This is a genomic window from Okeania hirsuta, from assembly GCF_003838195.1.
In the GTDB taxonomy this organism is placed as follows: Bacteria; Cyanobacteriota; Cyanobacteriia; order Cyanobacteriales; family Microcoleaceae; genus Okeania; species Okeania hirsuta.
Genome location: NZ_RCBY01000056.1, coordinates 19730 through 38602 on the forward strand (window position 1 = coordinate 19730; position 18873 = coordinate 38602).

Genomic DNA, 18873 nt, shown 5'->3' on the forward strand with positions numbered 1-18873 from the left:
TTTTCTCCTCTAAAGGAGAGGCTTTAAACCTCAATCATTCGGTAAGTGGTAGGTTTTAGGTATCATATAGAATCAGGTTATACAGTATATGTTTATAATTCTATCAACACTTCAATAGACTTGTCGCTTTATAACTTAAAAAACTCCCAAAAACCCTGGTATGTCAGGATTGTAGCTATTTAGGGAAAAAATGCTTAGAATTATTGCTCTGTCTAGGTTGGAGTAATTTTTTCCCTCTATTTAGCGACAACTCTAATATTAAATCAGACCATCTCCCCCACTCCCCCACTCCCCTATTCACCATCTCTGCCATATTACAAATCTCGGTGAGTAAATACCTTAGGGCGATCGCCAGAATAAGTAGCAGCAATATGACCATCACCTACAACTTGATATTTATAAGTTACTAACCCTTCTAAACCTACTGGACCTCTTGGTGGCATTTTCTGAGTACTAATTCCTACTTCAGCTCCAAAACCATAACGGAAGCCATCAGAAAACCGAGTCGAACAGTTATGGAATACTCCCGCCGCATCTATTTGAGCCAGAAATAATTCTGCGGTTTCTCTATCCTCAGTTACAATAGCATCTGTATGTCCAGAACCATAAGTATTGATGTGAGCGATCGCTGACTCTAAATTATCTACTACCTTAATTGACAATACTAAATCGCTGTATTCTGTTGCCCAGTCTACTTCTGTCGCCACCTTTACCGACGGTAAAATCTTCCGAGTAGCTGCATCACCTCGTAACTCTACCTGATGCTTTTCCATCATTGGGAAAACCTCTGTCAAAAACTTGTCAGCAATATCAGTATGAACTAACAAAGTTTCCACTGCATTACAAGCAGCAGGATACTGAGTTTTTGCATCCACAGTAACTGCAACTGCCTTTTGAATATCCGCTGACTTATCTACATAAACATGACAAATTCCTTCAGCGTGACCCAAAACAGGAATTTGAGTATTTTCCTGTACAAATTTCACAAAAGAATTAGAACCTCTGGGAATAATTAAATTGACATATTTATCTAACTTCAGTAACTCCAGAGTTTCCTCTCGCGTAGTTAACAACTGTACTGCATCAGGATTAACAGAAGTTGTTGCCAGTCCTTGACGAATTGCTGTAACTAACTCTTGACATGAATTCGTTGCTTCTTTACCTCCTTTGAGAATGACACCATTTCCTGATTTAATTGCCAAAGCTGAAATTTGAATTACAGCATCAGGACGAGCTTCAAAAACCACACCAATAACTCCCAATGGACAAGTAATACGTTTGAGAATTAATCCTTCATCTAATTCTCGATGTATTTGCACCGTACCAACTGGGTCAGCCAAAATAGAAACATTCCGTAGACCTGCGATCGCACTGTTAAGTTTGGCCTCATCCATTTTCAATCGATTATAAAGAGGTTTAGCAATGCCATTGGTTTGAGCTATCTGACAGTCAAGTTTATTTGCTGCTAGAATTTTTGGTGCTGCGGTTTCCAGTGCTTGGGCGACTGCTTCAATTGCTTGATTTTTTACTTCTGTGGATAAACCTGCCGATTTTTGTGCTGCTTGACGGGTTGTTTTGGCTATTTCAGTCAAAGAAACTTCTATAATCATCGTCTTTTTGGGATTTTTTTACGACTTATTTTATCATTATACTGCTTTGGTCTAATAATTATTAATGATCTTGTGATTGATATTAATTATTAAATTTATATCTCAAGTTTTAAATGAATTTTATTGAGCAAAAAAAAATTTATTTAAAACTTGAGATATAAATTTAATAATTATTAATGATCTTGTGATTGATATTAATTATTAAATTTATATCTCAAGTTTTAAATGAATTTTATTGAGCAAAAAAAAATTTGTGAGGGGATAAAAGTACAGGATATTTAATGTAAGTGTGGCACATCAATCAAAATTAATGTTTTGCTCTATACTCTAAATTAATCACACTCAATTAAAACTATTTAATCTCAACTAAAATATGCTGAATTATTTTCTATTTCAGATATTTTTTGATTATTTAAAAGCTATTTATGGAAAAAATAAGTATATATTATTTGGCATATTTTTATATTATTTTTTTCAAAAAATGTTATCAGATCAGGCTTTAAAATCAAGCAATATAAGTAAATAAAAGCCTTTTTCCCATAGCATTACATTAGTAATAGGCTGATATACGACTTACTAATTGCTAAAACATTACAATTTCTGTCCGGATGTTTATCCTTTTAGCCAGAAAGCAATCAATAGACTAATTTTATCTTCAATAACCAAAAAAATCAGGTCTCAAGCCTTCCATTTTAAGGGGATAAAAAAGAAAGAAAATTCTGCATCTTCTCGTCTCCCTATTGCAGGAGGTACTGTTAACGAAGTCAGAATTCAGAAGTCAGAAGTTATTTTTGTAACGAGGATTTGAGCAAGGAGCCAAAAATATTTGGCCTTAAAAGGCGGGGTTGCACAACCCAATTATTTTGATAACGTAGCTCCTCTTTCTGAGGCTAAATGATAACTGATATAGCGTTTTCAAATGAGATGTCAAAAAGAATTGGTTATTGACTAGCAGTAAAAAGTCCGGCAAACCTTCTTACCTTTTGCCTGTTGCCTGTTGCCTGTTGCCTAAAAGCGACCAGGTTTTTTACGCAACTCAAATGAAATTACTATAACTGAATTGACTTATGCAAATTTATAAATTTATTTCATTCAAACAACTACTCATCAAGCAAAATAACTTCTTTAATCGCTATAAAATCTCAAAAATCATAACAGTTATAATTTTTAGTCTCTTAACCTTTATTCTAATAACTAATCAAACTTTCTTAGCATTAGGTCAGACTTCAGAAACATTAGAGAATAATAATATTGAAAATGTTACTCAAGTTCCATCATTAACACCTATCAGTAATATAGTTTATAAACCAATCAAAATCGACGGCAGAGAAATTTTCAAAGTAGCAGCAGTAGCAGGACAAGAAATCCAAGGAAATAGTAATACATCTCCCCTAAATATTAGAGTTAGACTGTATGAAAATAACCTCAAACAAACAATTAAAAATTGCTTTGATGCTGATACTTTAAAATTAACTATTGAAACCCGAGAAAACCAGACTTTAGTATTTGCCTCAGACGCAGAACAACTCAAAAATAAATTTCTGATTGCCATCACAGATTTAGATGCTCAAATTCATGGCATATCTAGAGAAGATTTAACTAATCAGATTATTGGTTTTATGAAGGATGCCTTAATTAGAGCGCAGAGAGAGCGACAACCAGACTATTTATTGAGGCAAATTTTAATTTCTTTAGGAATAATATTAGCTTTGATTCTGTTGAGCTTTCTCATATCAATTTGGCAAAAGCACTGCTTAAAAAAGTATCAAAAAATCCAAAAATACATAGAAAATTTAAAAGTATCTCGCCCACAAGTAGATGAATTTATAAATTATCAAGAATTAACAACAGCAAAAACAGAGTTAACTTTAGGGCAAAAACAACAGTTAAGATGGGAACAACAGCAAGATAAAAATTCTTTTTTTAGAAGTTTTCTGCAAGTAAGTCACTTGATTTTATGGTTAAGTGGTATTATTTGGATTTTAGGTAATTTTCCTCATAGTCGTTGGCTACAGATTTTTTTAGTTTCTCATGTCATAGTGTTCACTATTATAATTGGTACTTATTTAGCAATTAAAGGTAGTCCGGTGATGGTCAACTGGTTTGCTATAAATAGTTTTAAAAGATTAGAAAATCAAAGTTATGGTCATAGAAAAATACCACAAGCAATTACTTTTTCTCATACATTGAAAGGAATTGTGATGTTTACATTAGGTTGTATTGGTATGCTTTGGATATTTCAAAATTTCAATGTTTCTATAACTATAGTATTATTAGGTTTAGGTATTATTAGTTTCACAGTTTCTTTGGGTGGTCATAATCTAGTTAAAGATATCATCAGTGGAATTTTAATTTTGCTAGAAGATCAGTATGCAATTGGCGATTTGATTGACCTAGATTATACTATAGGTTATGTAGAAGATATGAGTTTTCGTGTCACACAATTACGTGATGTAGGAGGACGTTTAAGTTCAATTCCTAATAGCAATATTTCTATAGTTCATAATTTTACGAAAGATTGGGCAAGTATTGATTTAAGAATAAAAGTTAATTTAGATTCTAATTTAAGCCAAGCAGTACAATTAGTTAAACAAGTTGCTAATGAGTTAAAAAATGATGCAGAGTGGGGAGATAAAGTTTTAGATTCTGCCAGTGTTTTAGGTGTCAATAGTGTTTCTCAAACTGAAGTAGAATTTATGATTAGAATGAAAAGTATACCAAGAGAACAATGGAATGTAGCCCGTGAATTTTGCTACAGGTTGAAACAAATTTTTGAGTTGAAAAAGATTGCCTTTAATGCCACAATATCTTCAAAATATAGATAAGTCCCTTCAGTTTCCTGTAAAATAATACAAGTACCTAACTTTTACCCAAGAGTCAAGACAATAGAATCCTTGACAACTTTCACCAAATTAAAAATGATACTAAACAAAAAAATATCAAAATTACTGATCTTAAAAGGACTTGCCCTAATCATACCTTTGGCTGTAAATGCTGTAACATATCCTACATCTGCCCAAATTAATCCTAACCCACCCCCAAATAATCAAAACTCCTCAGGGCGCACTATGACTGTTCGCTCCGACATTCAAGAAGCAGACTCTCGAACAGGAGTTGTTACAGCTCGTGGTAATGTCCAAATTAACTATCCAGCTCGCCAAATTCAAGCCACAGCAGCTCAAGCTCAATACTTTAGTAGAGAACGTCGAATTGTCCTCAGTGGAGATGTATTTATCCTACAGGAAGGCAATACAATTCGTGGAGAAACAGTTACCTATCTCATAGATGAAGGACGCTTTATTGTTCTACCTCAGTCTCAAGGGCAAGTAGAATCTGTATATTTAGTGCCTACAGGTGAAGATGCAGATGGGGGAAGCAATGTTACTGCTCCATTCAATCCAAAACCCGCCTTTAAAAGTCCAATAAGCCCATAACTATATTATATATAATTAAAAATTATCGCATATTACAAATTAATGTGGTGTGCCTGATTTTTTGTATCTGTTCTCTGTTCCCGAAAACTCTAGAAATCTTTACACAGCAAACTACCAAACAAAATTGTTTGTATAGCAGAAGGAAAAAGTAAGAAGTTTTATTCCCAAGTTTGTAGCTATTTCATAAGTCAAATACAGTAATGGCGACTGCTATATATCTACAAAATACTCAGGTATATTTTCTTTTTCCTGTTAAGGTTTTCCGTACCTCCAAGTATTAAATGAATTTTGCACAGGTAATAATATGATTGACAATAATAATATTTTGTGTATATTGAAGCAGCCTGGAATTGGTAAGATATTTGTTGTTTCTAAAGCTTAGGAATGAGGATTTTATTATCTACATAAGTTGAATTGCTTAAGCTCCCTATTGTGTGAGTGCTTTAAAAAAATCTGGACTTTATTTAATTCTTATTCCTTAGTTAATCTTTGAGAGCTGGCTTCTAACCCAAATATGAAAATTGTTCTTGAGAATATTCATAAAAACTATGGTAAACGTGCCATAGTTAGCCGAGTTAATCTATTCATTGCCCAAGGAGAAATTGTTGGCCTACTCGGTCCTAATGGCGCAGGTAAAACCACTACATTCTATATCGCTACAGGTATAGAAAAACCCTCCCTTGGCACTGTCTTTTTAAATGAGTTAGATATCACAACTCTACCAATTCACAAGAGAGCAAAACTGGGTATTGGCTATCTAGCCCAGGAACCAAGTATTTTTCGCAACCTCAGTGTTAGAGATAATATTCTCCTGGTCTTGGAACAAACAAAAATTCCTCGTCGCCAGTGGAAAAAGTTCTTAGATTCTCTATTGTATGAGTTTCGCTTAGAAAAAGTTGCTTCTACTTTAGGTTCCCAAGTTTCCGGTGGAGAACGGAGGCGAACAGAACTAGCAAGAGCCTTGGCCTCTAGCAAAGATGGACTAAGATTTTTGTTTTTAGATGAACCATTTGCAGGAGTAGACCCAATTGCCGTTTCTGAAATTCAAAAGATTGTTGCCAAATTAAGAGAACGAAAAATGGGCATCCTTATTACCGACCATAATGTTAGAGAAACTCTAGAAATTACTGATCGAGCCTATATTATGCGCGATGGACAAATATTGGCATCTGGAACAGCAGAAGAACTTTATAATAATCCTTTAGTACGTCAGTATTATTTGGGTGATAAATTTAAGTTTTGAATTACATTCAAAAATTAATTATTAATTATTATCTATCCGTTTTGCAGGATAGGATTGGGGAAGATGATTTTTTTCTTTATTTATTCTTTAAATCAGAGGCTTTAAACCTTAATTATTCGGTAACATCAAATTTGGTAGCATTAGTATTATTCACTCTTAAGGAATAAGATGCGATAATTTTAGGAGCTAACAGCCTTTAGTCCCTATGGACGATATGACAATACAGAGAATTATATCACTCCAATTTCTCGGGAACCATAGCTGGCAGATTTGATCTAAGTAGACATCTCCACAAATCCAAAATAAAATCAATTATTATCCATAAACTGGAGAATACAAAGTTCTGTAAAAAACGGTTTGCTCTCAAGACTGAAAGTTTTACTGGGAAAGGCTTACAGCACCTACGCTCTGTGAATGGATAATTTTTAACCTTGAGTCAGTGAAACCCTTGACTAGCAATAGTTATTCCCAGAACTTTGCACTGTCTAGTCCATAAATTATCAATTATTTATTCCTGTTCCTTGTTAAACTGCGCTAATAACAAAGTTAAATCGTCATCAGTTCTACCTGTAACTTTAGGCGATCGCAAAAATTCTTCCAATTGTTTAGTCGCCTCTTGTTCATCTGTCACCACAGTCATAAACTTAAACAATGGTGCAAAAAACGGACAATGAGGCAACCCTCTTGGCATCTTCAAAGCCAGCATTTGTAACCCATCGGAAAAAATTGCTAAATGAAAAGGCTTTCCTTGCCAAATCTTGATTTGAGCAGCTTCCACACCTTGCTCTGAAATCAAAAAAGTTGTCTCATTAATATATTCTCCACTTTGAGGAGCAGTCAGCGGAAAGATATTTTCTTCACCATCTCCCACTACCGCCGCACCATCTCCAACCTGAGCAGCAATAGCAAACTCTGATGTCGCCACCACCAAAATCAAAGTTGCAGCAAACTCCCGTGCTTCAACCTTCCTCACTTGAGACTCAGCCAAAACTGCTGTTCTCGCGGCTCTCAAAGCATCAATTAATTGATACTGCCAATCAACATTATTATCTTTAGACAAAAAATGTTGTTGAGAAATAGTTTCTACTGCAGCACTGACAGCTATTTTCGCCCCTACCTCCCCAAAATTAGATGAACCAGCGCCATCAGCAACTGCTGCAACTAAAATACCTTCCGGTAAAATCTCCCAATGATTTGCATCCTGACATGGTTGTCCACGTTTTTTGTGACTCGTACCTGCCACTGACACCGATACCACTCGCCAATGACCTTGTTCTTCTGTTGACATAACCTAACTTTTGGTAACTTTCCTTATTTCATTTGTGCAAGATATTAGGTGTTCTGCTTTAGGTACTAATTGCTATAACACCTTCTTCTATAATTAACGAGCTATCAGCTTTTATCGCTCTGAGTTATTTCAGTTATCAGTTATCAGTTATCAGTTATCAGTACCTCTGCAATAACGAGGCTTGACATCAGGAATATGCTCTTTTTTTTATCCTCTTAAAAGGGGAGACTTTAAACCACAATTTTTCGGTAAAAATCCCCGGGTTCTTATCATCCAGATGGTTGAGGAGGAGTCGAAATCTCCTTTCGGTTCCGGAATTATCCGCAAACGGGGGTGTCTCAAAAAAAATCTGCTGACTGCTGAAAGCTGAAAGCTGAAAGCTGACCGCTGAGGTACTTCTTTAAACTGTTCCCCATCCAGGAGGAGGCAGGGCCACTTGTTCGTCAACTTTAGAGTGGGAAACCTGCTGCATACTGGCAGATAACCAAATAAACATTTCCCGAAAGTCAAGTCCTCTCAGTTTTAGCGGTGTTCTGAGCGCAATTTCTCCAAGCTTATCCATATTTGCCCCTTCTACACCCACTGCAAAAAAGGCAACGTGCTTGTTATCTTCTTCTTCTCTAATGCGCTCTGTTGCTTCCTTAACAACTTTTTCTGATTCACCTTGAGGTTCGCCATCAGTAATCAAAAAAATCCAAGGTCGATAGTAAGTTATGCCATTATTCCGATATTCTAACTTCCGAGCTGCAATCATATCCAGCGCTTTGTTAATAGCTGTACCCATGTAAGTTTGTCCTTGGGCTGTTAATACCGGGTTTTCAAATTGGTCTGCAGTGATAAACTCTTGCACAATTTTTATTTGGTTGTCAAAAGAAATAATTGCCACCTCTACTCGTTTTTTAGCTAAGTCATCGGTAATTAAATTATTTCTAAAAGTTTCTAACCCCTCATTCAAAGCTTGAATAGCGTTGCCTGTCATTGATGCTGAGGTATCCAATAGTAGGACACAAGGACAGCGGGGTTCAGGGTTTTCTGCAAATTCTACTGCTTCATCAAGTCTCATAGTAGTTTTTTGGCCTTATATTAACAATTTATATTTTTTATATTTGTTTTCTTTATCTCTGATTCTAGAACTATATTTCTAGTAACTTTGGATTAAATACAACTAACATTCAGATGACATAGTACACCATAAGGCATTTTCCGACTAATATGAAATACGTTAATGTTTGCTAGCAAAGATTGATGGGGAGATGGGCAGATAGGTAGATGGGGAGATAGGGAGATTAGTATATTTGCACAATTTTTTGTATTTCATATAATCAGGACTTGCGCAGTACCGCTACATATAGTGTATAATTTAGTCATTATTGCTGATATAACCACTATGATTGGTGCAGTTGCGTAAGTCCTGATAATATAACATCTAAAATGGATAGATAATCCTGGGTTGAAAGCTAGATGAATCAAAGTTTGTCCCAATTGATATTTCTATAACACTACGTCTTGTTGTTAGGACAATAAATTTGGGTTGTAGGAAAAAGAAAAATGTCCTATCAAAAAATGCCTGAGAGTCTGTCTGCAGAAGGAAATTACGTCAATGCCCTAAAAATGGCTATAACCCTTGGTAGTGAAGAATCAGGACTTAGGCAAAAACACTATATAGTGTTAAGCCTTAAGGATCTATCTGTATTGGCGATCTAAACTAGATTTCTCTTGACGATCGCCTGAACAACAAAATTCGTGAGTGTATTAAAAGTAGGGAGTGTATAATCACACCCTACCCGATCGCAATTATAAAAATTCACGTCCCATAAAAGCTTGCAAGACTTCCGGTATTTTCACACTACCATCAACCTGCTGATAATTTTCCAAAATAGCCGCCATAGTTCGTCCCACTGCTAAACCAGACCCATTCAGAGCGTGAACATACTGAGTGCCTTTTTTCTTTCCTTCCTTAAACCGAATATTTGCCCGACGTGCCTGAAAATCTTTCACATTAGAACAACTAGAAATTTCTCGATATGTTCCTGATGATGGTAACCACACCTCCAAGTCATAACACTTAGCCGCAGAAAAACCTAAGTCTCCAGTACACAATTCTATAATTCGATAAGGTAATTTTAGTGCTTGTAAAATAGCTTCTGCATCTGCCACCAATTTTTGATGTTCTTCTTCAGAGCGATCAGGATGCACAATTTTTACCATTTCGACCTTATTAAATTGATGGAGTCGGATTAACCCCCTTGTATCTTTGCCATAAGCACCAGCTTCTCGACGAAAACAAGGAGTATAAGCACAATGATAAATAGGTAGTTGTTCCGCAGTCAAAATTTCATCCCGATACAAGTTCATGGTTGAAACTTCCGAAGTAGGTATTAACCATAGATCGTCTGCTTCACACTTAAAACTATCCTCAGCAAATTTTGGCAGTTGACCTGTAGCTGTCAAAGACTGACTATTTACCAATAATGGGGCCATAACTTCAACATAGCCAACTTGAGTATGGCGGTTGAGCATAAATTGAATTATGGCACGTTCTAATGCTGCTCCTGCTCCCATTAATGCCACAAAGCGACTTTGAGCAATTTTTACCCCTCGTTCAAAGTCGAGAATACCTAGTTTTTCCCCAATTTCATAGTGGGGAATAATTTTTTGATTTTGGGGAATATATTCATCGCCCCAACGTTTGACTTCGATGTTTTCTGCTTCACTTTTTCCTAAAGGTGTAGACTCACTAGGCAAATTAGGAAGAGGTAAGAGCAAGGCTTCTATTTTGGCCTTTATCTCTTTTTCCCGTGGCTCTAGTTCGCTGAGTTGGGTTTTGATTTGATTTCCCTCATCTTTGAAAGCTTGAACTTCGGCACCCTTGGGGTCACTGCCTGATTTAATTTTTTCTCCTACCTGTTTACCGATCTGATTACTGCGAGCTTGGAGTTGCGATCGCTCTGTTTCCAGTTCTCGCTGTTGCTCATCCAATTCTAGAATTGGCTGTAAGTCGTAGTCTCCACGACGGTTGAGTAATTCTTGTACAGTTTGCAGATTTTCTCGAATTTGTCTAATATCTAACACAATTTCTCCCTAAGCCCTTAATTTATCCCACTTAACAGAATATTACTTTAGCTCAACTATTGTTCAAAAAGTCAAAATTTGAAAATCAAAAGTCAAAATCATAATATCTATAATTAATCTGTCAAAGCGAATCCCCACTGTTTTTGTCCGTAGGCAGTGATGACCACAATCTTGACACCAGTATTCGTGATGTCCTTTTCTGATATTAGTGCTTCCGCACGCTGGACATTGCAATTTTCTGAAAGTTTTATCAATCTTCATCGGCAACATAAATTTTGGTGTGAGGTCGATAGTTTATAGCAGTTTTCATTAACATAGAATACAGAGATTTTGGCTTAAAGGCAGAAGGCAGAGGGCAGAAGACAGAAGCAATGCAAGTCTACCTTTGTGAAAACCGCTATAAATATTCTTCTAAAAAGCTCTCTATGTCTCCAATATAAGTGCAGTGACTATTCATGTGTCGGAGAAGATTTTTATTCTTACGTCGAACTGAATTGCCTAAATTATTAATATCAACAGCATTTTTTCTAATTTGATTTTCAATCCGACCGATATACCGAAAAACAATCCAGCTACAACCTATCACAGAAAAAATAGTAGTAACCATGCCGACCGTCACAATAGTTTCTGGAGTCATTTATTAAAGACCAGTACCAATCTGGAGATGTTCAATATTTTAGAAATTCTGGTAGTTCTGAAGCTAGGAGTCAGTTATTACTATGGTGTCGGCAATGTATTGTTTATCCTCGGCATCGCCTGACCACTCTAGTTGGTAGGGAATTGGGGACTAAATATGATGAGTTGCTGGCTAAATATTCTAGTGATGAAAGTCTAAGCAAAGTCCAAGCTATTACTAAATATTTTGATAGGCAGATTGAGGCGATAGCGCTTATTGAGAAGTCCATGGCTGAAACTCCTAATATTCCTGCACTTCTGCAAATTAAGGCAATTAAAATTGGTGCAATTCAAGCTAAAAAAAGTTTTCTTTTGGCTGCTGAATCGGGTGTAAATGTAGATTTACTGGAGGCTATAAACACAGAAAAAGCTAAGGACTTCAAAACTCTAATTCCTTTTAAAGTAATTAGCCTTGCTCTTAGAAGGTTATGGCTAATGCTTAAAAAGGCCAATTGTACTAATTGAGCGATCGCTATAGTTGTCCCAAAAGGTTTAGGAAGTAAGTAAAAAAGTTACTCCTAAACTTCTCACCTTCTAAAAATCTAGACAATCCTAGACACACTCTTCATCGGTGATGTTAAGCGAAGCCATGGGAATGCTGACTCCTGTGAGGGAACGCGCACCAAGCAGGTTGAAAAATACTCCCCACCTCCCCATCTCTTTTTAAATAGATCTCAAATGGGTTCTATAGAAACCTAAAACCTTATCAGTATAGCTACCAATCTCACCTTGATTATATTGATTTGGATCTCCTGCCATCCACCATGCTGCTGCTCGACGCACTGCTAACGACTCATCATTACCACTAGCAGCATACTGCTCTTTCAAAATATCTTCCATTACGCATCCCAAAATTTCCCTTGCTTTTGTTGTATTTGCTTCAAACTCTTTTACAGTCATTTCCTCTCCAGTGCAAAGTCTCGACCACCTGGGAATATTATCTGGCTTAATTTGCCAGTCGCTATACAATCCATCATTTTCTGTTCCTGTTTGCGGTGCCGCTAGTCGGAGTGCTTCAACTAATGCCTGAACTTGAGTATTTGATATCTGTGCTTTTGCTGGCATTACCCAAATTATTAAAACAGCAACGATCCCTAATATAAATCTCATAGTGTCTCACCTATAACCAGAAGTCAATTTGACTTTATATTATATATTAAGTTAAAGGTGTTTGTGTTATATAAGTAATACCAAATTAATAAATATTTGCTACAAATAGCTAGGATCTTTCTTAGGAGTCAACCCACCCCTAACCCCTCCTGGGAGGAGAAGTCAGGAGGACCGAGTCAGAATGAATTGCTTCAATACCATTTTTCAGGTCGCAAATCATTCTTTTCTCTTGGTGCGCTACCAGATGTGACTAGCGTCGTCGCGGGATATGACGCAAGGGAATGCTGACTCCTGTGAGGGAACACGCACCAAGCAGGTAGAAAAATGCTCCCATCCCCCCATCTCCCCATCTTTAACTATATAAATATAATATAGATAGACCTCAAATGGGTTCTATAACATCTTGCTCTAGGGAGGTTCCATAGAACTTCCCTACTTTCTCCTCGGTTCGCTGTTACCCAAAAGCTTTAATTTCTGCAACTAATTTATCAATTTCTGCCTCTTGAGTAAAATAATGAACACAAGCTCTTACACAATCTGGATCGAGAATAGTTCGTACCATCATTCCCTGCTTTTCTAAATATTCAACTAACTGTTGATGAGACTTACCATTAGTTAACTGAAAAGAAACTAATCCAGCTTCTGGCGGTGCAGTTCGCAAACAATTAATCTCAGGAATTTTCTTTAAATTTTCCCATAAATATGCACTTAATTCTTTAATTTTTTCATATCTTTCTTCAGCAGTTCCCCACTGATTATGTAGAGCGATCGCCTCCTTTAAAGCCGGAGATAAAGGATAAGCAGAAGTCGCAATTTCGTAACGTTTACCATTAGGTTGCCAAGCAATTGGTTTACCACTTTTATCTTTGATAACACTCCGCCATCCAATAAAAGTAGGGCTTAAATTTTTCCTGGCTTCAGCACTGACATAAAGTCCCCCTAAACCACCAGGACCACACCACCATTTATGACCAGTAAAAGCATAAAAATCAACTTCTGTTTCGGCTAATTTTAAAGGTAAAACCCCTACAGATTGAGCAGCATCAACTAATACTTTTACTGGAAAAGGAGAGAAACTTTGACACATTTTAACAATTTCAGTCAATGGCAAAACCTGACCTGTATTCCACAATATATGGCTAATTACTAATAATTTAGTGTTTGGGCGTAAATTATTAGCAATAACTTCTACAGGGTCTCCTTCATTTAAAGTTGCCATAATCGGGCAAGTAGAAACCTCTATTTTAAAACGTCTTTGAATCTCCTCAATTGTAGCAATCACTCCAGGATGTTCGCAGTCAGAAAGTAATATATGGTCTCCTGCTTGCCAATCAATCCCCCAAAGTGGAATGTTACAACCGACAGTAACATCTTCTGTCAGAGTAATAGTATCTGGAGAAACTCCTAACTCAGCAGCGATCGCCCTCCGGACTGAAGCTACTTGTTTTTCTACCCAAATTCCGGCTTTTCCAGAAAAAGGTCCGATATTTTGTATTTCTTGATAAGACTGATAAATTGCCTGTAAAGATGCTTCAGGCATTGGTCCTTGCCCACCATAATTAAAATAAATTTTATTAGCTAAAGCCGGAAAATTTTGTTGATAATTTGATAATTGAGAGGGATGATGATTCATATAAATATTGCAGATTATCTAATCATTTAGTGCTTTGGGATTATACCATAAATTTTTATTTAAACTTGTAATTCTTCTAAAACAGACTTAGCAATAATAAACTCATTTTCTAATTGAGTGAAAAGTGTTTCTGCTTCTGCTTTTGTTATGGTACCAGCTTTAGCCTTCTGCTCTAATATTGCAGAGATTTCAGCCAAGCGCACTACTCCTAAATTACCACTGCTACCTCTCAAAGAATGAGCGCTTTTTTTTAGTGTTTTTGTGGCAGAGTTATCGATCGCCTCTTTAATAGCTAGTAACTGCTGTGGAGTATCTTCAATAAACAAATCGATCAGGTCCGTTACCAGATCTGCTTCGCCCTCTATCTGTACTTCTTGGCGAATATTTTCAATGACCTCCACTATCACTGGAGGAGAACTAGAAGCTGTTTGTGATTGTGGTGGTGGAGATGGTAGAGAAGGAGTTTTTTCTAACTGTTGTGTTTGTAGCGCAAGAGTTTTTTTTGGCTATGATTATTTCTCCCCAATTTTCCAGTATTTCCTGTACATCTTCAATCTTAACTGGTTTACTCATATAATCATCCATACCAGTTTGCAAACAAATTTCCCGATCGCCCTCCATAGCTCCCGCCGTCATGGCCACAATAACAGGTCTGTTGTCTAACTCATTGCCATATTTGTCACAAATATGTTTTGTTGCTTCCAAACCATCCATTTCTGGCATTTGCACATCCATCAACACCAAATCATAGGGTACTTTTTCTAAAGCTATCAAAGTTTCTAATCCATCACTAACCACATCAGGGCGATAACCCATTCGTCCTAACATCGACAATGCAACTTTTTGATTCACTACATTATCTTCAGCTAGTAAAATTCTTAAAGGTAGTCGTATCGCCAGATGGCTATCAATCTTGATCTCAGCTTGATTTTTCATATTGACTACCTGATTAGCAAAAATCTGCATCAGTACTTTATATAACTGATCTGGCTTAATCGGCTTATTTAGACAAGCTTGCAAATTGCTTGTATTACCTTTGGGAGAACCTATTGAAGTTAACATAACTAATGGCAGTGTTTTCAGTTCAGGAAACTTACGAATTTCAGCAGCTAAAGTTAGACCATCCATTTCCGGCATTTGCATATCTAAAATAGCTAGATCAAACTTTTTACCTTTCTTCAGCAACTCTAAAGCTTTTGCAGCACTATCTACTTCTGTAGATATGATATCCCATTTTTTATTTTGTATTTTTAGAATCAGTCGATTAGTAGGATTATTATCAACTACTAATATTCGTTTACCATTAAGTTGAGGCTGAGGGTTTTGATAAACTTTAGGAATACTGGGAGCACTTTGAGCTAAGATTGTGAAGTGAAACGTTGAACCTACAGCAAAAGAATTTGCAGAAGCTAAATTATTTTGATTTACCAAGGGATTTCCAGCGACATTACCCCCGCTTTCTGCCCACATTTGTCCGCCCATCATTTCACACAGTTTCTTACTGATAACTAAGCCTAAACCTGTACCCCCGTATTTACGAGTAGTTGAAGAATCTACTTGAGAAAAAGGCTGAAAAAGTCGCTTTAAACCTTCTGGTGGAATACCAATACCAGTATCTCTGACAGCAAAATGGATTTGGTGGGTGGGAGATTGAGAATTGTCTGAGTTAACTTCTTCAGCAGTAACATTTATTACTACTTCTCCAGAATGAGTAAATTTAACAGCATTACTGACTAAATTGACCAGAATTTGACGCAGCCGAGTCACATCACCCATAATTCTGCAGGGAGTATAATCGTCTATAATGTAGGCTAAGTCTAATGCTTTATCTGTAGCTTGAGGCACTAGCAAATCTAGACAAGATTCTACACATTCTCGGAGGTCAAAAGCTTGGCTTTCTAACTCTAACTTATCGGCATCTATTTTTGAGAAGTCGAGAATATCATTAATAATGATTAACAAGTTATCTCCACTACTGCGAATAATTTCCACAAAGTTTCGTTGTTGGGGATTGAGATTAGTATCTAGCAGCAAACCAGTCATCCCAATTACTCCATTCATTGGGGTACGTATTTCGTGACTCATGTTGGCCATAAATTCTGATTTCAGCTTGGCTATAGATTGAGCTTCCTTTAAGGCCGCATTTAATTCCTGATTTTTTTGTTCTAATTCTGCTGCTATTTTGGTCGTTTGTTCCTGAGTTTTGACTTTTTCTTCCAGATAAACTTGAAGTTTGTTGACTGCAGGTCTAAATACAAATACTCCCTCTGATATTAGTAGTAATATCGCAACTGTTAATAATAAATTTTCGATTCGTCTAGTTTGCTGAACCTTTTGTCGAGCTTCGGCATCATATTGGAAGACAATTTGATTCATCCGTGGAAGAAAAAGGGCCTCATTTTTGAGAATGGTTTCTACAAAAGGGCTAGTATTTGCTTGTGGTGACTGTGAGTTAATGATTACTAGCAAACCCTGAGCGGCCTTAACTATTGCTTGATAATATTCGTCCATCTCCGCAAACATTTGTTTTACCGTGGGACTATTATTACTGGGTAATCCTAAGTCTGAATCACCTTTTTGTAGTCCCTCATGGGAGGTTTGGAACAACTGGACAACATTTTCGAGTTCCTGTTGACGTTGTTTTCTGACTTTTGAGTTGGAGCTAGACTGGATAGCTAATGCTGCTTTGCTAAGTTTTTGACTCAGCATTCGTTGACGACCTGCGATGTTAATTACCCGAGAACTGGTAAACTGATATTTTAGGGATCTTTCTACTAAAAATTGTTCAAATATAAATAATCCGGCTATTACGCTGAGTCCGGCAATATAAAGTACCGTCAGGCGATTAGTTGGAGATGGCTGGCGTAGCTTTTTTGACATTTTTATAGTTATTGTTGCAGTGAATTTTTTCTATATTTCACTGTTGAATAGTCAGAAATGTTTGGTCTTTATATCTCGATTTTATCTCAATTCAACAAGTGGACTAGACTAACTATATATATATATAGTTGTGCTATTTTGGATTTTTAACTTCCGCAAAGTGGTTGACTCACTAACTAAATAATTAATGTTTATAACTGACTCTCAGCTACTTTCTTATCAACGTTGTTCTAGAAAAGTATTTTTAGATACCTATGGAGATTTTACGCAACAAGATTCTCCTAATGATTTTCTGCTGAAATTAATTAAAGATAGTTCGGAATTTAGGTCGAGCATTATCAAGAATTATATTTATCAAAAGCCTGATTATCCTCGTGGAGATTTAATTGCAGGGGGAAAAGCTACAGAAGTATTAATGGCAGCAGGTATTGATGTTATTTATCAGGGAATATTAATTATTCAGCAATCTTCAATCAACTCATTCTCACAAAATCAGACTATTAATTTGGTCAGTCATCCAGTTTTATTGATTAAACAGCCTGGATATTCTCGGTTTGGTGATTGGGTTTATATTCCCACAGATATTAAGTTAAGCAAACGTCCGAAATTAGAATATCAAATAGTTGCTACTTTCCACGCTCAAATATTAGCAAGTATTCAAGGAGTTTGGCCAGAAGCTGCTTGGTTGATTCTCCGAAAGAAAGGGTTATATAAAGTTAATTTAGAAAAGCGAATTGAGCAAATGCAGGAAACTATTTCTGAGTTAATTTCAATGTTGCAAAATCGCTTAGAACCAGAAGTATTTATGACACGGCAAAAATGTAGTATTTGTACTTGGTATAGTAGTTGTCATACTGTTGCGGAAACTCAAAAACATTTATCTCTTTTGCCTGGGGTTACTCCTAATCGTTATGCTGTGTTGAAAAGTCTCGATTTGATAACTTTAGAATCCCTAAGTTCTGCTAATCCTAATGACTTAGAAGTTTATCCTGAATTTGCTGATGGAGTCGGTACACAAGTTGTGCAGCAAGCTCAATCTGTCTGGGAAAATCAAGTAATTATTAGAAATGAAAAGTTGACCGAAGAAATAGATAGTAAAACTTTACCAATTAATTATTACAAATTAACTAGGATAGTCAATGCTCCTGTTGAAATATATTTTGATATTGAAGCTCAACCAGACATTAATCTAGATTATTTACATGGTGTCTTAGTAGTTGATAAACGCACAAATACAGAAAAATTCTATGTTAATTTAGCCGAAAATCCCTTAGATGAAGAATTTATTTGGTATCAATTTTTAAACTTAGTTTGGAAATATCCTATAGCTCCAATTTATCACTTCTGTGAGTATGAAATTCAAACTGTCAAAAAATTAGCTAAACTTTATAACACTCCAGATTATCTGTGGAAACCATTGTTGAAAAGATTTGTGGATATTCATAAAGTTGTTACTCAAACTGTTATATTGCCTGTAGAAAGTTATTCCCTCAAAAATATTGCTCGTTGGTTAGGTTTTGAATGGCGGAATCCCGAAGCTAATGGCGCTCAATCTGTCTGTTGGTATGAAGAATGGTTGAAAACTGGCGATCGCTCTTTTTTAGATGCAATTATTATTTATAATCAAGACGATTGTTATGCTACTTATTATATTAAAGAATGGTTGTTAAAATTTTTAGAAGAAGGAGTCAGGAGAACCGAGTCAGGAGGACCGAGTCAGGAGTTAGATATAGGAACCGTCGGATAGACAAGGTAAAGTCTTCAGAAGGAAGAAGGAAGAAGGAAGAAGGAATAGTTCAACAATTAATTATTAATTATTATATTATTACCTCTCCTTGAAAAGAAGAGGATTGACTAATCATGAAAATTTTTTCTCTCTTGGTCGATTGGATATGGCGAGGAGACCCGTTCTTACAGACCCGCTCCGA

At 36.2% G+C, this 18873-nt stretch carries 14 protein-coding genes; 5 read left to right on the top strand and 9 right to left on the bottom strand.

All coding sequences use genetic code 11. The features are described 5' to 3' along the window. Positions 1–314: 314 nt before the first annotated feature. Positions 315–1610 carry a glutamate-5-semialdehyde dehydrogenase gene (locus D5R40_RS11915; protein WP_124154694.1) on the bottom strand — a complete coding sequence of 432 codons (1296 nt, stop codon included), beginning with the start codon at positions 1608–1610 and terminating at the stop codon, positions 315–317. Positions 1611–2677: 1067 nt separating this feature from the next. Between D5R40_RS11915 and D5R40_RS11920 the strand changes: the two genes are divergently transcribed. The 3 genes from D5R40_RS11920 to lptB all read left to right on the top strand — a co-directional run bounded on the left by D5R40_RS11920 (position 2678) and on the right by lptB (position 6287). Further along, complete coding sequence (locus D5R40_RS11920) at positions 2678–4435, top strand: mechanosensitive ion channel family protein (protein ID WP_124154695.1); 1758 nt, start codon at positions 2678–2680, stop codon at positions 4433–4435. A 93-nt stretch (positions 4436–4528) separates the two neighbouring features. Then, entirely contained in the window at positions 4529–5044 is a 516-nt protein-coding gene (locus tag D5R40_RS11925; RefSeq protein WP_124145170.1) for an LptA/OstA family protein, read from the top strand. Positions 5045–5558: 514 nt separating this feature from the next. Next, on the top strand, positions 5559–6287 hold the full coding sequence (gene lptB, locus D5R40_RS11930; RefSeq protein ID WP_124145171.1) for an LPS export ABC transporter ATP-binding protein: 729 nt from the start codon (positions 5559–5561) through the stop codon (positions 6285–6287). Between the two features lie 508 nt (positions 6288–6795). Here the strand turns inward: lptB and D5R40_RS11935 are convergent. From D5R40_RS11935 to D5R40_RS11950, 4 genes are all read right to left on the bottom strand, one after another. Then, complete coding sequence (locus tag D5R40_RS11935; RefSeq protein WP_124145172.1) at positions 6796–7575, bottom strand: PP2C family serine/threonine-protein phosphatase; 780 nt, start codon at positions 7573–7575, stop codon at positions 6796–6798. Positions 7576–7975: 400 nt separating this feature from the next. Next, positions 7976–8638: a vWA domain-containing protein gene (locus D5R40_RS11940; RefSeq protein ID WP_124145173.1), complete on the bottom strand. Its 663-nt coding sequence runs from the start codon at positions 8636–8638 to the stop codon at positions 7976–7978. 731 nt (positions 8639–9369) lie between these two features. Further along, positions 9370–10647, bottom strand: a complete 1278-nt coding sequence (gene serS, locus D5R40_RS11945; RefSeq protein WP_124145174.1) for a serine--tRNA ligase — start codon at positions 10645–10647, stop codon at positions 9370–9372. 397 nt (positions 10648–11044) lie between these two features. Further along, the gene (locus D5R40_RS11950) at positions 11045–11284 is read right to left on the bottom strand and encodes a hypothetical protein (RefSeq protein ID WP_124145175.1); all 240 of its coding nucleotides are present in this window, start codon (positions 11282–11284) and stop codon (positions 11045–11047) included. A 143-nt stretch (positions 11285–11427) separates the two neighbouring features. On the opposite strand from D5R40_RS11950, the gene D5R40_RS11955 reads away from it, so the two are divergent. After that, positions 11428–11787, top strand: coding sequence for a hypothetical protein (locus D5R40_RS11955; RefSeq protein ID WP_124145176.1), 360 nt, complete (start codon positions 11428–11430; stop codon positions 11785–11787). 198 nt (positions 11788–11985) lie between these two features. On the opposite strand, the gene D5R40_RS11960 is transcribed toward D5R40_RS11955, so the two are convergent. The 4 genes from D5R40_RS11960 to D5R40_RS11975 form a co-directional block, all read right to left on the bottom strand. Beyond that, positions 11986–12432 (bottom strand): hypothetical protein, encoded by a 447-nt coding sequence (locus tag D5R40_RS11960; RefSeq protein ID WP_124145177.1) that lies wholly within the window; start codon positions 12430–12432, stop codon positions 11986–11988. A gap of 454 nt (positions 12433–12886) precedes the next feature. Continuing rightward, positions 12887–14065 (bottom strand): aminotransferase class V-fold PLP-dependent enzyme, encoded by a 1179-nt coding sequence (locus tag D5R40_RS11965; RefSeq protein ID WP_124145178.1) that lies wholly within the window; start codon positions 14063–14065, stop codon positions 12887–12889. A gap of 59 nt (positions 14066–14124) precedes the next feature. Continuing rightward, the gene (locus tag D5R40_RS11970; RefSeq protein ID WP_161564983.1) at positions 14125–14466 is read right to left on the bottom strand and encodes an Hpt domain-containing protein; all 342 of its coding nucleotides are present in this window, start codon (positions 14464–14466) and stop codon (positions 14125–14127) included. A gap of 16 nt (positions 14467–14482) precedes the next feature. Next, positions 14483–16945: a response regulator gene (locus tag D5R40_RS11975; RefSeq protein WP_124145180.1), complete on the bottom strand. Its 2463-nt coding sequence runs from the start codon at positions 16943–16945 to the stop codon at positions 14483–14485. Between the two features lie 187 nt (positions 16946–17132). Here D5R40_RS11975 and D5R40_RS11980 point away from each other — a divergent pair, with 187 nt between their 5' ends. Next, the gene (locus D5R40_RS11980; protein WP_124145181.1) at positions 17133–18692 is read left to right on the top strand and encodes a TM0106 family RecB-like putative nuclease; all 1560 of its coding nucleotides are present in this window, start codon (positions 17133–17135) and stop codon (positions 18690–18692) included. Positions 18693–18873 lie beyond the last annotated feature (181 nt).